13 protein-coding genes and 2 tRNA genes are annotated in these 16,530 nt (G+C 69.4%); 5 read left to right on the forward strand and 10 right to left on the reverse strand.

The genetic code is table 11. From position 1 onward, the window contains the following. The first annotated feature begins 107 nt into the window (after positions 1–107). A complete protein-coding gene (locus ACWFR4_RS16010) occupies positions 108–1,106 on the forward strand; it encodes a rod shape-determining protein (RefSeq protein ID WP_453463497.1) in 999 nt (332 codons plus the stop codon). A gap of 119 nt (positions 1,107–1,225) precedes the next feature. Next, complete coding sequence (locus ACWFR4_RS16015) at positions 1,226–1,840, forward strand: hypothetical protein (RefSeq protein WP_453652920.1); 615 nt, start codon at positions 1,226–1,228, stop codon at positions 1,838–1,840. Positions 1,841–1,953: 113 nt separating this feature from the next. On the opposite strand, the gene ACWFR4_RS16020 is transcribed toward ACWFR4_RS16015, so the two are convergent. Then, the gene (locus ACWFR4_RS16020) at positions 1,954–4,584 is read right to left on the reverse strand and encodes a valine--tRNA ligase (protein WP_453652922.1); all 2,631 of its coding nucleotides are present in this window, start codon (positions 4,582–4,584) and stop codon (positions 1,954–1,956) included. A 185-nt stretch (positions 4,585–4,769) separates the two neighbouring features. Between ACWFR4_RS16020 and ACWFR4_RS16025 the strand changes: the two genes are divergently transcribed. Beyond that, positions 4,770–5,723, forward strand: a complete 954-nt coding sequence (locus ACWFR4_RS16025) for a hypothetical protein (protein WP_453652924.1) — start codon at positions 4,770–4,772, stop codon at positions 5,721–5,723. An 81-nt stretch (positions 5,724–5,804) separates the two neighbouring features. Here ACWFR4_RS16025 and clpX read toward each other — a convergent pair whose 3' ends face one another. The 5 genes from clpX to ACWFR4_RS16050 form a co-directional block, all read right to left on the reverse strand. Then, positions 5,805–7,091 (reverse strand): ATP-dependent Clp protease ATP-binding subunit ClpX, encoded by a 1,287-nt coding sequence (gene clpX, locus ACWFR4_RS16030; RefSeq protein WP_326775765.1) that lies wholly within the window; start codon positions 7,089–7,091, stop codon positions 5,805–5,807. Positions 7,092–7,246: 155 nt separating this feature from the next. After that, positions 7,247–7,906: an ATP-dependent Clp protease proteolytic subunit gene (locus tag ACWFR4_RS16035; protein WP_227294656.1), complete on the reverse strand. Its 660-nt coding sequence runs from the start codon at positions 7,904–7,906 to the stop codon at positions 7,247–7,249. Positions 7,907–7,959: 53 nt separating this feature from the next. Further along, on the reverse strand, positions 7,960–8,568 hold the full coding sequence (locus ACWFR4_RS16040) for an ATP-dependent Clp protease proteolytic subunit (protein ID WP_453463528.1): 609 nt from the start codon (positions 8,566–8,568) through the stop codon (positions 7,960–7,962). Between the two features lie 285 nt (positions 8,569–8,853). Further along, entirely contained in the window at positions 8,854–10,248 is a 1,395-nt protein-coding gene (gene tig / locus ACWFR4_RS16045) for a trigger factor (protein WP_453467781.1), read from the reverse strand. A gap of 151 nt (positions 10,249–10,399) precedes the next feature. Then, a tRNA-Pro gene (locus tag ACWFR4_RS16050) sits at positions 10,400–10,476 on the reverse strand. 141 nt (positions 10,477–10,617) lie between these two features. On the opposite strand from ACWFR4_RS16050, the gene ACWFR4_RS16055 reads away from it, so the two are divergent. Then, positions 10,618–10,688 (forward strand) — tRNA-Gly (locus ACWFR4_RS16055). Positions 10,689–10,765: 77 nt separating this feature from the next. On the opposite strand, the gene ACWFR4_RS16060 is transcribed toward ACWFR4_RS16055, so the two are convergent. Continuing rightward, a complete protein-coding gene (locus ACWFR4_RS16060) occupies positions 10,766–10,960 on the reverse strand; it encodes a hypothetical protein (RefSeq protein WP_100594330.1) in 195 nt (64 codons plus the stop codon). A 535-nt stretch (positions 10,961–11,495) separates the two neighbouring features. Here ACWFR4_RS16060 and ACWFR4_RS16065 point away from each other — a divergent pair. Further along, a complete protein-coding gene (locus ACWFR4_RS16065; RefSeq protein ID WP_453652926.1) occupies positions 11,496–12,644 on the forward strand; it encodes an acyltransferase family protein in 1,149 nt (382 codons plus the stop codon). Positions 12,645–12,732: 88 nt separating this feature from the next. Here the strand turns inward: ACWFR4_RS16065 and ACWFR4_RS16070 are convergent, their stop codons facing one another. From ACWFR4_RS16070 to ACWFR4_RS16080, 3 genes are read right to left on the reverse strand one after another with little or no spacing between them, the layout of a single operon-like run. Next, positions 12,733–13,209, reverse strand: coding sequence for an HD domain-containing protein (locus tag ACWFR4_RS16070; protein WP_453652928.1), 477 nt, complete (start codon positions 13,207–13,209; stop codon positions 12,733–12,735). A gap of 10 nt (positions 13,210–13,219) precedes the next feature. Next, entirely contained in the window at positions 13,220–15,664 is a 2,445-nt protein-coding gene (locus tag ACWFR4_RS16075; RefSeq protein ID WP_453652930.1) for an ABC transporter permease, read from the reverse strand. Beyond that, entirely contained in the window at positions 15,664–16,455 is a 792-nt protein-coding gene (locus tag ACWFR4_RS16080) for an ABC transporter ATP-binding protein (protein WP_453652931.1), read from the reverse strand. The genes ACWFR4_RS16075 and ACWFR4_RS16080 overlap by 1 nt, the downstream gene beginning before the upstream one ends. Between the last annotated feature and the right edge of the window lie 75 nt (positions 16,456–16,530).

Consider the following 16,530-nt stretch of genomic DNA (forward strand, 5'->3'; position numbering starts at 1 on the left):
ACACGGCCCGGCCCGCACCCCACCCGGCAGGTCGGGGACTTTCGGCCCGTCCGTTTCGGGACCTTGGTCCATCCGTACCGCGGCATCGCCCTGCAAACTTGGCGATCATGGACATAGGCATCGATCTCGGCACCGCCAACACTCTTCTCTACGTACGCGGCAAGGGGATCGTGCTCAATGAGCCGTCTGTGGTGGCGCTGAAACAGAACAGGACGACCGTCGCCGTCGGCACGGAAGCCAAGGAGACGCTCGGCCGCACCCCGGGCTCCATCACCGCGATCCGCCCCCTCCGCGACGGCGTGATCAGCGACTACGAGGCGGCGGAGGAGATGCTCCGCCACTTCGTGCGCAAGGCGGTCCCGGGCCGCCGCACCAGGACCCGCATGGTCATCTGCGTCCCGAGCGGGGTCACTCCGGTGGAGCGCCGGGCGATCGTCCACGCGGCACGACGAGCCGGAGCCCGGGCGGTCCACGTCATGGAGGAACCCATGGCCGCGGCGATAGGCGCGGGCCTCCCGGTGGCCGAGGCGCGCGGCTCGATGGTCGTGGACATAGGCGGCGGCACCACGGAGGTGGCGGTGATCTCGCTGGGCGGCATCGTCACCGCACAGTCCCTGCGCGTCGGGGGCGACCGCATGGACGAGGTGATCACGGACCACGTGCGCAAGGAACACGGCCTGCTGATCGGCGAACGCACCGCAGAGGCGGTCAAACTGGCCATCGGCTCGGCGGCCCCGGCCGCGGAACTCTCCGAAACGGGCACCTTCACGGTGCGCGGCCGTCAAAGGCTGGCCGGCCTCCCCCACACCGCAACCCTCACCACCCAAGAGGTCCGGGAAGCCCTCAACTCCCCCGTCGAAGCGATCGTCTCGGCTCTCAGGGCGACCCTCGAGGAGTGCCCGCCGGAGCTCTCCGGCGACGTCATGGAGCACGGCATCGTGCTGACGGGCGGCGGCGCGCTGCTTCCGGGCCTGGACGTGCGCATGACGGAGGCGACAGGCATCCCGGTCTTCCCCGCAGAGTCCCCACTGGACAGCGTGGCGCTGGGCTGCGGCAAGTGCGTGGAGGACTTCGACTCGCTCCAGCGCCTGCTGAAGGCCGCGTAAGCGGCCTGACCCCAAGGGTGCGCGTGGGGGCCGGAAAGGGCTGACCCGAACCGGGGACGCCGGGAGACCCCCCGGCGCGGTGCGCCCCCGGCCCCGTACGGAGAAGGTCCAATCGGACCATGTGGTACGCACACAACCCCGGCCGCCGCGCAAGCCAACTCCTGGGCGACGGCGCCGCCCTGCTGTGGGCGGCGCTCTGGGCAGCGGTGGCGCTGGCCGTGCACCGGCTGGTACAGCCGGCGTCCCAACCGGCCCCTCACCGCCCCCGTATCCCGCTCCTCGGCAGCTCGGTGGACGGAGCGCTGCGGGGCGTGGCGCACGCGGGCGATCGGATCGTGAGCGCGGCACCGGTCCCGCAGGGCCCCGCGGCCGCACAGACCCTCGCGGTCCTGGGCGCGGTGGCGCTCTTCGTGATCCCGGTCGGCCTGATGCTCACGGTGTGGCTGCCCCGCCGCATCCGCTGGACGCGCCAGGCGGCGGCAGCGCAGGAGCTGGCGGCGACGGAGGACGGCCGCGAACTACTGGCGCTGAGAGCGCTGTTGCGCCCACTGGACGAACTGGCGGCGACGGCGGACCTGCTCCCGGCCGCGCCCGACGAGACACCGGACCCGGACCTGGACGTCCCCCCGGACCCCGGCCCGGGCTCGCTGGCGAAGGGCTGGCGAGAGGCGGACCCGGTGGTGCTGGACGCGTTGGCGGACGCGGAGCTGCAACGCCTGGGGCTACGAACGTAAGGCCCCCGCCCCCGGAGAAACCCGAAGGCCCCCCGGAACCATGAGGATTCCGGGGGGCCTTCACCGCACATCACGCACATCGGTCGCGTCGCGCCTCGGAGGCGTCAGCCACGTCAGGCCTGAGGCAACCGCTCCAACTGCTGCTGAATGCGGGCGATGTCCTCGTCCGCCTTGGCGAGGCGCCCACGGATCTTGTCGACGACGGCGTCCGGCGCCTTGGCGAGGAACGCCTCGTTGCCGAGCTTGCCCGTGGCCTGGGCCTTCTCCTTCTCGGCGGCGGCCAGATCCTTGGCGAGCCGCTTCCGCTCGGCCGCCACATCGATCGTGCCGGACAGGTCGAGCGCGACCTGCGCACCGCCGACCGGCAGAGTGGCGGTCGCCGAGAAGTCGTCCCCCTCGGGCTGCAGCCGCAGAAGCTGCCGGATGGCGGCCTCGTGCGGAGCAAGCGCGGTCCCGTCGAGGTCGAGCCGGGCCGGCACGCGCTGACCGGGCTGAAGACCCTGGTCGGCACGGAAGCGCCGGACCTCGGTGATGACCTGCTGGAGCGTCTCGATCTCGCTCTCGGCGGCAGCGTCACGGAAGCCGCTGTCCTTCGGCCACTCGGCGATCACGAGGGTCTCGCCATCGGTGAGCGTCGTCCAGAGCGTCTCGGTGACGAACGGGACGATCGGGTGCAGCAGACGCAGCGTCACATCGAGGACCTCGCCCAGGACACGGCCGGAGACCTTCGCCTGCTCGCCGCCCTCGAAGAACGTCGTCTTCGACAGCTCGACGTACCAGTCGAAGACCTCGTCCCACGAGAAGTGGTAGAGGGCGTCGGACAGCTTGGCGAACTGGAAGTCGTCGTAGAAGGCGTCGACTTCGGCGACGGTCTTGTTGAGCCGGGACAGGATCCAGCGGTCCGTCGCGGTCATCGCCTCGGGCGCCGGCAGCGGTCCCTCGACCGTCGCGCCGTTCATCAGCGCGAAGCGCGTCGCGTTCCAGATCTTGTTGGCGAAGTTACGGGAGGCCTTGACCCAGTCCTCGCCGATCGGCACGTCGGCACCCGGGTTGGCGCCGGTGGCCAGCGTGAAGCGCACAGCGTCGGAGCCGTACGCGTCCATCCAGTCCAGCGGGTCGACGGCGTTCGGGTTCGACTTCGACATCTTCTTGCCGAACTCGTCGCGGACGAGACCGGTGAGGGCGACGGTCTTGAAGGGGACCTGGTCCTCCATGGCGTACAGGCCGAACATCATCATCCGGACGACCCAGAAGAAGATGATGTCGTGGCCGGTCACCAGGACGTCGGTCGAGTAGAACTTCTCGAGGTCCGGGGTCTTCTCCGGCCAGCCGAGCGTGGAGAACGGCCACAGGCCGGACGAGAACCAGGTGTCGAGGACGTCCTCGTCCTGGGTCCAGCCCTCGGCCTCCGTGCCGGGGATCGGGTCGTCGGGGCCGACGCACACGACCTCACCGTTCGGCCCGTACCAGACGGGGATCCGGTGGCCCCACCACAACTGGCGTGAGATGCACCAGTCGTTGAGGTTGTCGACCCAGTCGAAGTACCGCTTCTCCATGTCCTTCGGGTGGAGCGCGACGCGCCCGTCGCGGACCGCGTCACCGGCGGCCTGGGCGAGCGTGTCGACCTTGACCCACCACTGGAGGGACAGGCGCGGCTCGACGGTGGTCTTGCAGCGCGAGCAGTGGCCGACGGAGTGGACGTACGGACGCTTCTCGGCGACGACACGGCCCTGCTCGTGCAGGGCGGCGACGATCGCGGAGCGCGCCTCGAAGCGGTCGAGACCCTGGAAGGGACCGTGCACGGTGATGACACCGCGCTCGTCCATGATCGTCATGGACTCCAGGTCGTGCCGCTGGCCGATCGCGAAGTCGTTCGGGTCGTGGGCGGGCGTCACCTTGACGGCGCCGGTGCCGAACTCGGGGTCGACGTGCGTGTCGGCGACGACCGGGATGGTCCGGTCGGTGAGCGGCAGCTTGATGCGCTTGCCGATCAGGTGCGCGTACCGCTCGTCGTCGGGGTGCACGGCGACGGCGGTGTCACCGAGCATGGTCTCGACACGGGTCGTGGCGACGACCACCGTCTCGTCACCCTCGCCGTACTTGAGCGAGACGAGCTCGCCGTCGTCGTCCTGGTAGTCGACCTCGATGTCCGAGATCGCCGTCAGACAGCGCGGGCACCAGTTGATGATGCGCTCGGCGCGGTAGATGAGCCCGTCGTCGTACAGGTTCTTGAAGATGGTCTGGACGGCCTTCGACAGGCCCTCGTCCATCGTGAAGCGCTCGCGCGACCAGTCGAGGCCCGCGCCGAGGCGGCGCAGCTGGCCGAGGATCCGGCCGCCGTACTCGTCCTTCCACTGCCACACGCGGTCGGTGAACGCCTCGCGGCCCAGGTCCTGGCGGGACTTGCCCTCCTCGGCGAGCTGCTGCTCGACCTTGTTCTGGGTCGCGATGCCGGCGTGGTCCATGCCGGGCAGCCACAGCGTCTCGTAGCCCTGCATGCGCTTGCGGCGCGTGAGGGCGTCCATGAGCGTGACCTGGAAGGCGTGGCCCAGGTGGAGCGCGCCCGTGACGTTCGGCGGAGGGATGACGATCGTGTACGGCTCCTTCTCGCTGTTCGCGTCAGCGGTGAAGTAACCCCGGTCTACCCAGCGCTCGTACAGCGCCCCCTCTACCTCGGCCGGCGCGTACTGGGTCGGCAGTTCGGTGGTGGACGCTGGATTCTGCTGCTGAGTGTTCTCGGTCACGGGCCCAGTTTAGGGGCGCGGCAGGGGTGCCCCGAAACCAGATTCCCGTGCGCCGCGGCGGCCGCCCCGGACGTCTGGCACAACCTTTCAACAACATGGCACCGATCCGACCCTGGGTTCCCCGCACACGGCCACCTTCCGCCAGGATGTTCGGAACGCGTAAGCATCGGGAGGGAACCCCAGAAATGAGCTACAACCAGCCGGGCCCGTACGGCGGGCAGCAGCCTCAGCAGCCCGGACCCTACGGCCAGCCGCAGCCGGGCCCCTACGGGCAGCAGCCCCCGGCCGCGCCCCAGCCCGGCTACGGCTACCCGCAGCAGGCCCCGCAGGGCGTGCCGCCCCAGCAGCCCCAGTACGGCCAGCCGGGCGGCTACAGCCAGCCGCAGCAGCCTGGCCCCTACGGGCAGCACCCCCAGGCCCCCTACGGCCAGGTCCCCCCACCCCCCGGCCCGCCCCAGGGCGGCAAGAAGAAGACGGGCCTGATCATCGGCGCGGTGGCCGTGGTCGCGGCGATCGGCGTGGGCGCGTACTTCATGTTCGGCGGTGGCGGCTCGTCCGTGGCGGACGACGGCCCCCACAAGTTGACGACGCCGGCGACGGTGCTCGGGGAGTACAAGAAGGCCGCGAGCGGCGACGACTCCAGCATGAGCGACGAGGATGTCAAGGACGCCGAGAAGAACGGTGTCAAGAACGCCCAGGGCGTCGGCGCGGAGTACCAGGCCGGCGACGCCAAGACGAACCCGCTCGCGGTCAAGTACCTGAAGTTCATGGGCGTGTACGGCGAGATCTCCGACCCGGAGAAGGTCGTCGACGGGATGTTCGCCGAGATGAAGGCGAAGTCTTCGTCGGACAACTCCGACACCGGTGAGCTGGTCGGAAGCCCGAAGAGCTTCGACTCCGACGGCGCGGTGATGAAGTGCCAGGAGACGAAGATCAAGAACGACACGCCCAGCAGCGGCGAGACCTCCTCCGCCCCCAAGGAGATGTCGATGCCGGTCTGCATCTGGGGTGACCACAGCACGCTCGGCATCGTCATCCCCATCGACCTCGCGACGGCCATGACGGGCAAGAGCGCGGATCTGCAGAGCGCCGCCGACACGTCGACCAAGCTCCGCGGCGAGGTCCGCGTCAAGTCCTGACCTCGCTCGGCACCTCAGGCACGGCATGAAAGAAGGGCCCCGGTCACCCGACCGGGGCCCTTCCCATGTCTCACGTGTGCGCTACGCCGACTTCTGCTCTCCGCTGCCCGAGCCGCGGGCGTCGCGGGGGATCAGCGTCGGGTTCACGTTCGAGTGGACGGCCTCCGCCGTGATGACAACACGGGCCACGTCCTTGCGGGAGGGGACCTCGTACATCACGGACTGGAGGACTTCCTCCATGATCGCGCGCAGGCCGCGCGCGCCGGTGCGGCGCAGGATGGCCTGGTCGGCGATGGCCTCCAGGGCCTCGCGCTCGAAGTCCAGCTCCACGCCGTCGAGTTCGAAGAGGCGCTGGTACTGCTTCACCAGGGCGTTGCGCGGCTCCAGGAGGATCTGGAGGAGCGCCTCGCGGTCCAGGTTGTGGACCGAGGTGATGACGGGGAGACGGCCGATGAACTCGGGGATCATCCCGAACTTCACCAGGTCCTCCGGCATGACCTCGCGGAACTGGTCCTTCTCCTCCAGCTCGCGCTTGGAGTGGATCGTCGCGCCGAAGCCGATGCCCTTGGCACCCGCCCGCGACTCGATGATCTTCTCCAGGCCGGCGAACGCGCCGCCCACGATGAACAGCACGTTCGTCGTGTCGATCTGGATGAACTCCTGATGGGGGTGCTTGCGGCCGCCCTGGGGCGGAACGGAAGCCGTGGTCCCCTCGAGGATCTTGAGCAGGGCCTGCTGGACGCCCTCACCGGACACATCGCGCGTGATCGACGGGTTCTCGCTCTTACGGGCGACCTTGTCGATCTCGTCGATGTAGATGATCCCGGTCTCGGCCTTCTTGACGTCGTAGTCGGCCGCCTGGATCAGCTTCAGGAGGATGTTTTCGACGTCCTCGCCCACATAGCCGGCCTCCGTGAGCGCCGTCGCGTCGGCGATGGCGAACGGAACGTTCAGCATGCGGGCCAGGGTCTGGGCCAGGAGGGTCTTGCCCGAGCCCGTGGGGCCCAGGAGCAGGATGTTGGACTTCGACAGCTCGATCGCGTCGTCGCGTCCCTGGGCTCCGCCGTTCTCACCGGCCTGGACCCGCTTGTAATGGTTGTACACAGCGACCGAGAGGGCTTTCTTCGCGGCCTCCTGGCCGACGACATAGCCTTCGAGGAACTCGTAGATCTCGCGAGGCTTGGGAAGTTCTTCCCAGCGGACCTCGCTCGTCTCCGCGAGCTCTTCCTCGATGATCTCGTTGCAGAGGTCGATGCACTCGTCGCAGATGTACACACCGGGGCCTGCGATGAGCTTCTTGACCTGCTTCTGGCTCTTTCCGCAGAACGAGCACTTGAGCAGATCGCCGCCGTCACCGATGCGTGCCACGAGGTGCTTCCCCTTCGCCTGGGAGACGCTCGCGTAAGCGACTCCTGGTGCCTGTATCCGACGGTACCTTGCCGGGCCCCCCGTTCGGGCCCCCCTTGGCACGGTTCACTTCGACGTGAAGCGTGCCAAGGAGCGGCAGACGATACAGCGCTGCGTCACGCGGCCGCGGAGTTGTTCATCTTCCGGGTGGAGATGATCTGGTCGATCAGGCCGTACGCCAGGGCGTCCTCGGCCGTCAGGATCTTGTCGCGCTCGATGTCGTCGCGGATCTTCTCGATCGGCGTCGTGGAGTGCTTGGCCAGCATCTCCTCGAGCTGCTCACGCATCCGGAGGATCTCGTTCGCGGCGATCTCCAGGTCGGAGAGCTGCTCACGGCCGGTGCCGCCGGAGGGCTGGTGGATCAGGACGCGGGCGTTCGGCAGCGCCATGCGCTTGCCCGGCGTACCGGCGGCGAGGAGCACGGCGGCCGCGGAGGACGCCTGGCCCATGCAGACCGTCTGGATGTCCGGCTTCACGAACTGCATCGTGTCGTAGATGGCCGTGAGCGCCGTGAAGGAGCCACCGGGGCTGTTGATGTAGATGGAGATGTCGCGGTCCGGGTCCATCGACTCCAGGCACAGGAGCTGTGCCATGACGTCGTTGGCGGACGCGTCGTCGATCTGCACGCCGAGGAAGATCACGCGCTCCTCGAAGAGCTTCGCGTACGGGTCGTACTCACGCACGCCCTGCGAGGTGCGCTCGACGAAGCGCGGGATCACGTAGCGGTTGTCGACCTGCGGGCCGGTGTACAGACCGCTGCCGGGGATGTTGTTCATGGTCGGTGTTCCGTCCTGGTGAGGTGGGCTTGGATGACCGCGTAACCGGGGTTTCAGGCCCCGGTGCCGCCGCCGCCCGGAACACCCGTAGCGGCACTGATGATCTCGTCGATGAGGCCGTACGCCTTGGCCTCGTCGGCGGTGTACCAGCGGTCGCGGTCACCGTCACGGATGATCGTCTCGACGGTCTGCCCGGAGTGCCGGGCGGTGATCTCCGCCATGCGCTTCTTGGTGCGCAGCAGGTACTCGGCCTGGATCTTGACGTCCGAAGCCGTACCGCCGATGCCGGCGGAGCCCTGGTGCATCAGGATGTCCGTGTTCGGAAGCGCGAAGCGCTTGCCCGCGGTACCGCCGGTCAGCAGGAACTGGCCCATGGAGGCGGCCATGCCCATGCCGATGGTGACGACGTCGTTCTGGATGTACTGCATGGTGTCGTAGACCGCCATGCCGGCCGTCACCGAACCGCCGGGGCTGTTGATGTAGAGGTAGATGTCCTTGTCCTGGTCGGCCGCGGCCAGGAGGAGCATCTGGGCAGTGATCTTGTTGGCGATCTCGTCGTCGACCTGCTGGCCCAGGAAGATGATGCGGTCGTTGAGCAGTCGGCTGTAGACCTGGTCGCCGAGGCCACCACCGAGGGACGGCTCACCGGCGGCAGAAGGCATCAGATTCGTCACGTATCCACCTGCTCGTCTCTGACGGCAACGCGCCGTCTCGCGTCTTATCCGGAGGGCCGGGGAGCCACACCTGCGCACCGCCCTTCGGCGGCGGCTGCGGGGACTCATCTGCCCTCGTATTCATGGACCCTAACGCGCGGGTCCCTTCGGTGAATCCCGCAAAGGGAACTGTTCGCTGTGAGCGCATGTTGCACCCCGCCCCGCAGGCACGACTGGGCCCCGGGACGATGTCGTCCCGGGGCCCAGCTACGCAGAAGAGAGTCAGACCGAGGCTCAGGCCTCGTTCTTGTCCTCGGCCTCGGCCTCGGCGGGGGCGTCCGCCTCGACGGTCTCGCCGGCGGCAGCCGACTCGTCCTCGTCGTCCTCGAGGTCGACGATCTCGCCGTTCGTGTCCTTGACCGTGGCGGCCTCGACGACGACCGCGAGGGCCTTGCCGCGGGCGACCTCGCCGACCAGCATCGGGACCTGGCCGCCTTCGACGACGGCCTGGGCGAACTGGTCGGGGGACATGCCGGAGGACTGCGCGCGCCGCATGAGGTGCTCGGTGAGCTCCTCCTGGTTGACGTTCAGCTTCTCCTTGTTGACGAGCTCGTCGAGGACGAACTGCGTCTTGATGCCCTTGACGGCCTGCTCGGCGGTCTCGGCGTCGAACTCCTCGACCGTCTTGCCCTGGATCTCGAGGTACTTCTCGAGGTCGAGGCCCATCTGGCCGAGCTGGTGGTGCTCGAGGTTGTGCTTGCGGGTCTTGACCTCGTCCTCGAGCAGCTTCTCGGGAACGGGGACCTCGACCAGCTCGAGCAGCTTCTCCAGGACGCGCTCCTGGGCCTGCGTGGCCTGGTCGTACTGCTTCATGTTCTCGAGGCGCTTGCGGCTGTCGGCCTTCAGCTCGTCGAGGGTGTCGAACTCGGAGGCGAGCTGCGCGAACTCGTCGTCCAGGGACGGCAGCTCACGAGCGGCGACCTGGGTGACCTTGACGGTGACCTCGGCCTCCTTGCCCTCGGCGGAGCCGCCCTTGAGCTCGGAGGTGAAGGTGGCCTCGCCACCGGCCTCCAGGCCCTTCACGGCCTCGTCGATGCCCTCGAGGAGCTCGCCCGAGCCGATCGTGTACGAGACGCCGGACGCAACGCCGTCCTCGAGCACTTCGCCGTCGACCTTGGCCTCGAGGTCGATCGTGACGACGTCGCCGTCCTCGGCGGCACGCTCGACCGGGGAGGTGGAGGCGAAGCGCTCGCGGAGCTGCTCCACAGACTTGTCCACGTCCTCGTCGCTGACCTCGATGGCGTCAACCTCGACCTCGATGCCGGAGTAGTCCGGAATCTCGATCTCGGGACGGATGTCGACCTCGGCGGTGAAGTTCAGCGTCTCGCCGTCCTTCAGCTCCGTGATGTCGACCTCGGGCTGGCCCAGCACGTTGAGCTCGGCCTCGTTGACCGCTTCGGTGTAGAACTTCGGAAGCGCGTCGTTGACGGCCTCCTCAAGCACCGCACCGCGGCCGAACCGCTGGTCGATGATGCGGGCAGGGATCTTGCCCTTGCGGAAGCCCTTCACCGTGACCTGCTGGTTGATCTTCTTGTACGCCGCGTCGAGGCTGTCCTTGAGCTCCTCGAAGGGCACCTCGATGCTGAGCCGAACCCGGGTCGGGTTCAGGGTCTCCACGGCGCTCTTCACGGTTCGGTCTCCTTGGGGGCTGACTTCTGGGTTCCTGCCCGGTTAAGAGACACACGGGCACGCAGCTTGCATAGTAACGGCAAGCCGGAGCCGACCCACAACGCGATCTTGAGGAGGCGTTCAACCGCTTGAGACGCTGCTGTTGCGACGCTGGTCGGGGTGGCGGGATTTGAACCCACGGCCTTCCGCTCCCAAAGCGGACGCGCTACCAAGCTGCGCCACACCCCGTCGGTGCGACACGTAGGGTACATGCACACGGCCGGTGCGGCTCCCGCATTACGAGCGGTGTGAATGCGGTGTGCGACGAGGGGGTCCGACCCGCTACGATGCTTCCCGTTGCCGCGGTCACCGACCTGCGGCGCAAGCTGTGCGGGCGTAGCTCAATGGTAGAGCCCTAGTCTTCCAAACTAGCTACGCGGGTTCGATTCCCGTCGCCCGCTCTTGTGGCCCCGGGCCCGGTTCTCACGAACCGGGCCCGGGGTTTTTCACGTCCTGGGCCGGACAGTCTCCCGAGCGGTCAGAACTGGATCGAGTTGATCGTGTCCGCTATCGAGTTCAGGAACCTCTGAATGTCGTCGGCCATTCCGGTCGAGGCCAGGAAGAACCCGAACAGGACCGCCACGACGGCAGGCCCGGCCTTGATCGACCCTCCCCGGATCAGCACCACGAGAATGATCGCCAACAGCAGTACGACTGACAGCGAAATGGCCACACTGATCACACCCTAGGTCGGTCCGCTCTCCCGGCCCGGGGGGTACGACCCCGCACACCCCCGCCAGAACCATCGTGCCACCAACACGGCCCCCGTATGCGGCGGGTGACGCATCGTCGGCCACGCCCGCGCAGCGGCGCGCCGGCCCCGCACCCATGGGGCACATGATCAGCGCGTGTTCCCCGGGCAATTTCGTGGGTTCCCGTGGCCGGTAATTCGGCCTGATCGTTTCCATGCACACACAGCATGTCCACATCGTGGGCACGCGGGATCACGCACGTGCTGTTCGCCGCGAATTCGAATTGTCGCGGGGGCCACATCCAGGCCGGTCGAGTCAGGACGATATGCACTATTTAATCAGGATGAGAGTGGTCATAACGGACTCATAGGGATGCCTCCCGAAGTCCCTCCGAAAGACCTGCGAAAACTTCGCCATCGCTATGCCGACTTCTCCGAATCGGGGGTACTCGCGCGGTAAGGAGGATTTGACGTGAGGGTTTTACGAAATACCGCGGGCGCCGCTAGGGTGCCTCAGATGTTCCGCGCTGCCCCCACCCGAGCCCCGCTCCCTGCGGCACAGACGGCCCCCTCCCATCAGCCACCGAATACGGCAGCCGCTCCCCCCACACCGGCCGCCAAGCCCGCGAAACAGCGGGACGCGTTCTTCGACAACGCCAAGTACCTGGCCATCGTGCTGGTCGCGATGGGCCACTCCTGGGAACCGCTGACGGATCACAGCCGCGTCGCCGAGGCGCTCTACATGACCGTCTACACGTTCCACATGCCGGCGTTCATCGTGATCTCCGGCTACTTCTCCCGCAGCTTCGACATGCGGCCCGACCGGCTCCGGCGGCTCATCACCGGGGTCGCGGTGCCGTACGTGATCTTCGAGGTCGCGTACACCTTCTTCAAGCGCTGGGCGGACAACGATCCGACGCAGCCGTTCAGCCTGCTCGACCCCTGGTATCTGACCTGGTTCCTGGTCGCCCTGTTCGTGTGGCGGCTCACCACCCCGCTGTGGAAGATCGTCCGCTGGCCGGTGCCGCTCGCCGTCGCCGTCGCCGTACTCGCCTCCGTCTCCCCCGACATCGGCGACGACCTCGATCTCCAGCGCGTACTGCAGTTCCTCCCCTTCTTCGTACTCGGCCTGTTCCTGAAGCCCGAGCACTTCCAGCTGGTGCGCCGGCGTGAGGTGCGGATCCTGTCCGTGCCGATCTTCGCGGCGGCTCTGGTGCTGGCCTACTGGGCCGCTCCGCGGATGACGTCGGCGTGGTTCTACCACCGCGACAGCGCGCAGGAGCTGGGCGCGCCGTGGTGGGCCGGAGCCGTGATGACGTTCGCGCTCTTCGGCTGCTCGGTCGTCCTCACCGCGTGCTTCTTCGCATGGGTGCCGCGGCGGAAGATGTGGTTCACCGTGCTGGGCGCGGGGACGCTGTACGGCTACCTGCTGCACGGCTTCATCGCGAAGGGCTCGCGGTTCTGGGGCTGGTTCGACGACTACGCCTGGCTGCACAAGCCGCTGGGCGAGGTGTTCGTGACGGTCGTCGCGGCCTCCCTGATCACGGTCCTGTGCACTCCCCCGGTCCAGCGGATGTTCCGGTTCGCGATGGAGCCGAAGATGGAGTGGGCGTTCAAGAAGGACGCGGCTCAGGTCGCGCGGGATCGTGGGCGGGCCCGCGCCTGAGGGTGCCGTCGCCGCTTGCCGGGTGCGGGTGCGTGGGGGCTTGTCCCTCAGTTCCCCGCGCCCCGCAGGGGGCGTTGCCTAGTGGGTATCAACGGGACCCGGTACAGGGGCGCGTTGCCTTCGGGGTCTCGTCGATACCCAGGAGCGATCTCATCCCCGCGTACTTCCTTGTCAGGCGCTCTCTCGTCGGTGCGTCCAGAGCCGCCAGACGGGCGGGGTTCGCGTTGTGGGCCAGGTCCGACTCCTTCACCAGCAGCGCGCCCGGAGTGACCAGAATTCGTTGCGCGTAGGCCTCTTGAGGCTCTCCGGGGCGCTTGGTGAGGGCGAGGACGACGGCCTTCGTGCGGTCCGTGAGGTCCGCCGCGGCCAGCCACTGCGGTGAGAGCGCGTCGTCCTCGATCGCGTCGTGCAGCCAGGCCGCCGCGATCTGCTCGTCGTCGCCGCCCCGGGCGCGTACACCTTCGGCGACCGCCTCCAGGTGTTCCGCGTAGGGGCGTCCGGCCTTGTCCGTCTGGGTGGCGTGGGCCCTGCGTGCCAGGGCCTCCACCTCCGCGAGGGTCAGCATGCGGCCGACCCTACGGCCTGCGCAGGGCCGCCCGGGCCGGGAGCGCGGTCGCGGCCAGGCCGAGGACCAGGACGGACCCGGCGAAGGAGCCGTACACGAGCGGCGGGATGTACGCGGACTGCCCCGTCAGGCCGTTCATCATCGGCACCAAGGTGGCGACGGCGATGCCCGTGCCGAGCCCGATGCCGGCGAGGGCGACCAGGAGCGCCTCCCAGCGGATCATGCGCATGACCTGGCGGTGGGTGGAGCCGATCAGGCGGAGCGTGCCGAGCTCGCGGCGCCGGTCGAGGACCGTCATGACGAGGGTGTTGACGGCGGCGACGGCGGCGAATCCGCCCAGGACCGCGGCCATCACCGTGTTCGCCCAGGCGTTGAGCTCACGGTCCAGGGACTGGGCCGTGGTGTAGTCGCCGCGGTCCAGGGCCGTGCCGAGCGGGGCCAGGGAGTCCGGTGTGCCGCCCTTCGTCCACAGCTCCGTGTCGAAGGACGTGGTGACGTGGCCTGCCAGGTCGGCCCCGGGCAGCGTCACCTGGGAGAGGCCGAGGCCCCTGCCGTACGTCGCCGCGACCTCGGGGGCCGCCTCGGTGCCGTCGGGCAGGCGGATCTCCAGGCGGTCGCCGACGGAGACACGGGCGGTCCTGGCGAGGTTCGCGTCGAGGGCGATCTGTCCGGGGCGCAGGGTGAGGGTGCCGTCCTGTACGTCGAGGTCCTGGACGCGGGCGAGGTCGCGCGCCGTGCCGGTGACGCCCTGCGCGGACGCCGACTCCAGCCGGCGGTCGCCGCCGGATCCGGCCGGGACGAGGACGGACGTCTTGAGGAGGCCGACGGCCGAGGTCACGCCGGGGGTGTGCGCCGCCTGCCGTACGGCGTCGGGGGCGAGGCCCGCGTCCGCGGTGACGATGTGGTCGGCGGTGATGCCGGCCTTCTGCTGGTCGCTCGCGACCCGGTCCTCACTTGTGTGCATGAAGACGAGGACCGAGGAGAACGCCATGGCGAGGACGATCGGCGTGATCGCCGAGGCCAGACGGCGGGCGTTCGTACGGGAGTTGGCGGCGGCGAGGTTCGCGGAGGCGCCCGCCGTGCGCAGCGGCAGTCCGAACAGGCCGGCGCAGGCGCGGGCCACGAGCGGGCCGAGCAGGGCGACCGCGAGCATGAAGAGCATGACGACGCCGAGCGCAGCGTTGGCCGCGTCCTCGCCGGTGGCGGAGGCGGCGAGCCCGGCGCAGACGGCGCCGCCGACGGCCGCCGCGATACCCAGCGGCGTACGGATCCAGCCCACCCGCAGCCGCTCGGTGGACGCCTCGGACAGGGCCTGGCCGGGCTTCATGCGCGAGGGGCGGCGGGCCGCCATGTACCCGGCGGCGAGCGCGGTGAGCAGGGCGGTGCCGACGGCGGCGAGCAGCGGGATGTACGAGACGGAGAGGTCGACGGGCTGCGGGATCGCGCCCTTCTCCTTGAGCCGGCCGAACCACCAGCGGGCGAGCGCGATGCCGGGCAGGCAGCCGGCGGCGCCCGCGAGCGGGGCGACGAGGAGGGTCTCGGTGGCGATGGAGCGGCGGATCTGGCGGGGCGTCGTGCCGATGGCGCGCAGCAGCGCGAACTCGCGGGCGCGCTGGCCGACGGAGAGGGCGACGGTGCCGGCGGCGGTGAACGCGGCGACGGTGGCGGCGATCCCGCCGAAGGATCCGCCGAGTCCGGTGAGGAGTTCCTTGGCCTCGGCGAGCGAGCCGTCCTCGGCGGCGCCGCGGTCGTCGCCGGTGTGGACGTCGGCCTTGCCGCCGAGCGCGTGGGCGACCTGGGCCTTGAGGGTGCCGTCGGCGACTCCGGACTCGGGGAGTACGGCGATGGCGTCGATGCGGCCGGGGTGTCCCGAGACGCGTACGGCTTCGGAGTCGGCGAGCCAGGCGGTGGGGTGCGGCCGCGTGGCGGTGGTCCCGGAGACGCGGTAGGTGTGTGGGCCTTGCGGGGTGGTGAGGGTGACGTGGTCGCCGACGGAGGCGGCCGTGCCGGCGAGGACGGCTTCGCCGGGGTGCGGGGCGCGCCCCGCGGTGAGCTTCTCGCCGGTGAATGCGGTGGAGCCCCAGTTGTGGGCGGTGACCGGCTTCCTGTCCCGCTGTACAGGGAAGGTGAGGTCGGCGACGGCGGTACGCGCGCCCGGGGCCGAAGCGGCCTTCGCCACCAGGGAGTTGTCGAGGAGCGCGCGGTCCGGCACCTGGACGGAGCCGTCCTCGCGGTCCTCGCCGGAGCCGGTGACGAAGTGGGCGCGTTGGTCGGCGGCGGCGACGACAGGGGCGCCGGCGTAGCGACCGGGCGGGACGGAGGCGCGTACGCCGGTCTCCAGGAGGATGCCGCAGGCCGAGACGATCATCGCGGCCATCATCAGGGCGACGAAGGTGCCGACGAAGGCCGCGGGCTTGAAGCGGACGGCGGCGCGGGCGAGGCCGTTGGGGACCATCAGGCGGCCACTCCCGCGTAGGCGGGGGCCGTCAGGGTCGTCATGCGGGCCGCGATCGTCTGCGCTGACGCGGCCTGCAGCTGGTCGACGATCCGGCCGTCGGCGAGGAACAGGACGCGGTCGGCGTAGGCCGCGGCGGCCGGGTCGTGCGTGACCATGACGACGGTGGCGCCCACGCCGTCGACGGCCGTGCGCAGAAGTCCCAGGATGTCGGCGGCCGTTGTCGTGTCGAGGGCTCCGGTGGGCTCGTCGGCGAAGACGACGTCGGGGCGGGTGATCAGGGCGCGGGCGATGGCGACGCGCTGCTGCTGGCCGCCGGAGAGCTGGCCCGGACGCCGCTTGCCCTTGTCACCGAGGCCGACCTGGGCGAGGACCTCGGCGGCGCGGCGCCGGTCGGGACGGTGTCCCGCGAGACGCATGGGCAGGACGACGTTCTGTTCGACGGTGAGCGAGGGCAGCAGGTTGAAGGCCTGGAAGACGAAGCCGAGGCGGGTGCGGCGCAGGGCGGTGAGCTTGTTCTCGCTCATGCCGGTGATGAGGGTGCCGCCGAGGTGGACGGTGCCGTCGGTGGGACGGTCGAGGCCGGCCGCGCACTGGAGGAACGTGGACTTGCCGGAGCCGGAGGGGCCCATGACAGCGGTGAAGCTGCCGCGGGGCAGAGCGAGGTCGATGCCGCGCAGGGCGTGCACGGCGCCGCCGCCGCGGCCGTACTGACGGCGGACGCCGCGCAGTTCGACGGCCCACCTGTCGTCCCGCGGTGCCTCGTCGTGCCGCTTCTTGCGCAGGCCCATGGTCGCCCTCTCGTACGTGCCGGATTCGATGTCTCGAACGTACGGATTCGGGGGCCTTCCCGACCATGAGGCCCG

The organism is Streptomyces sp. NPDC055140 (genome assembly GCF_053607285.1).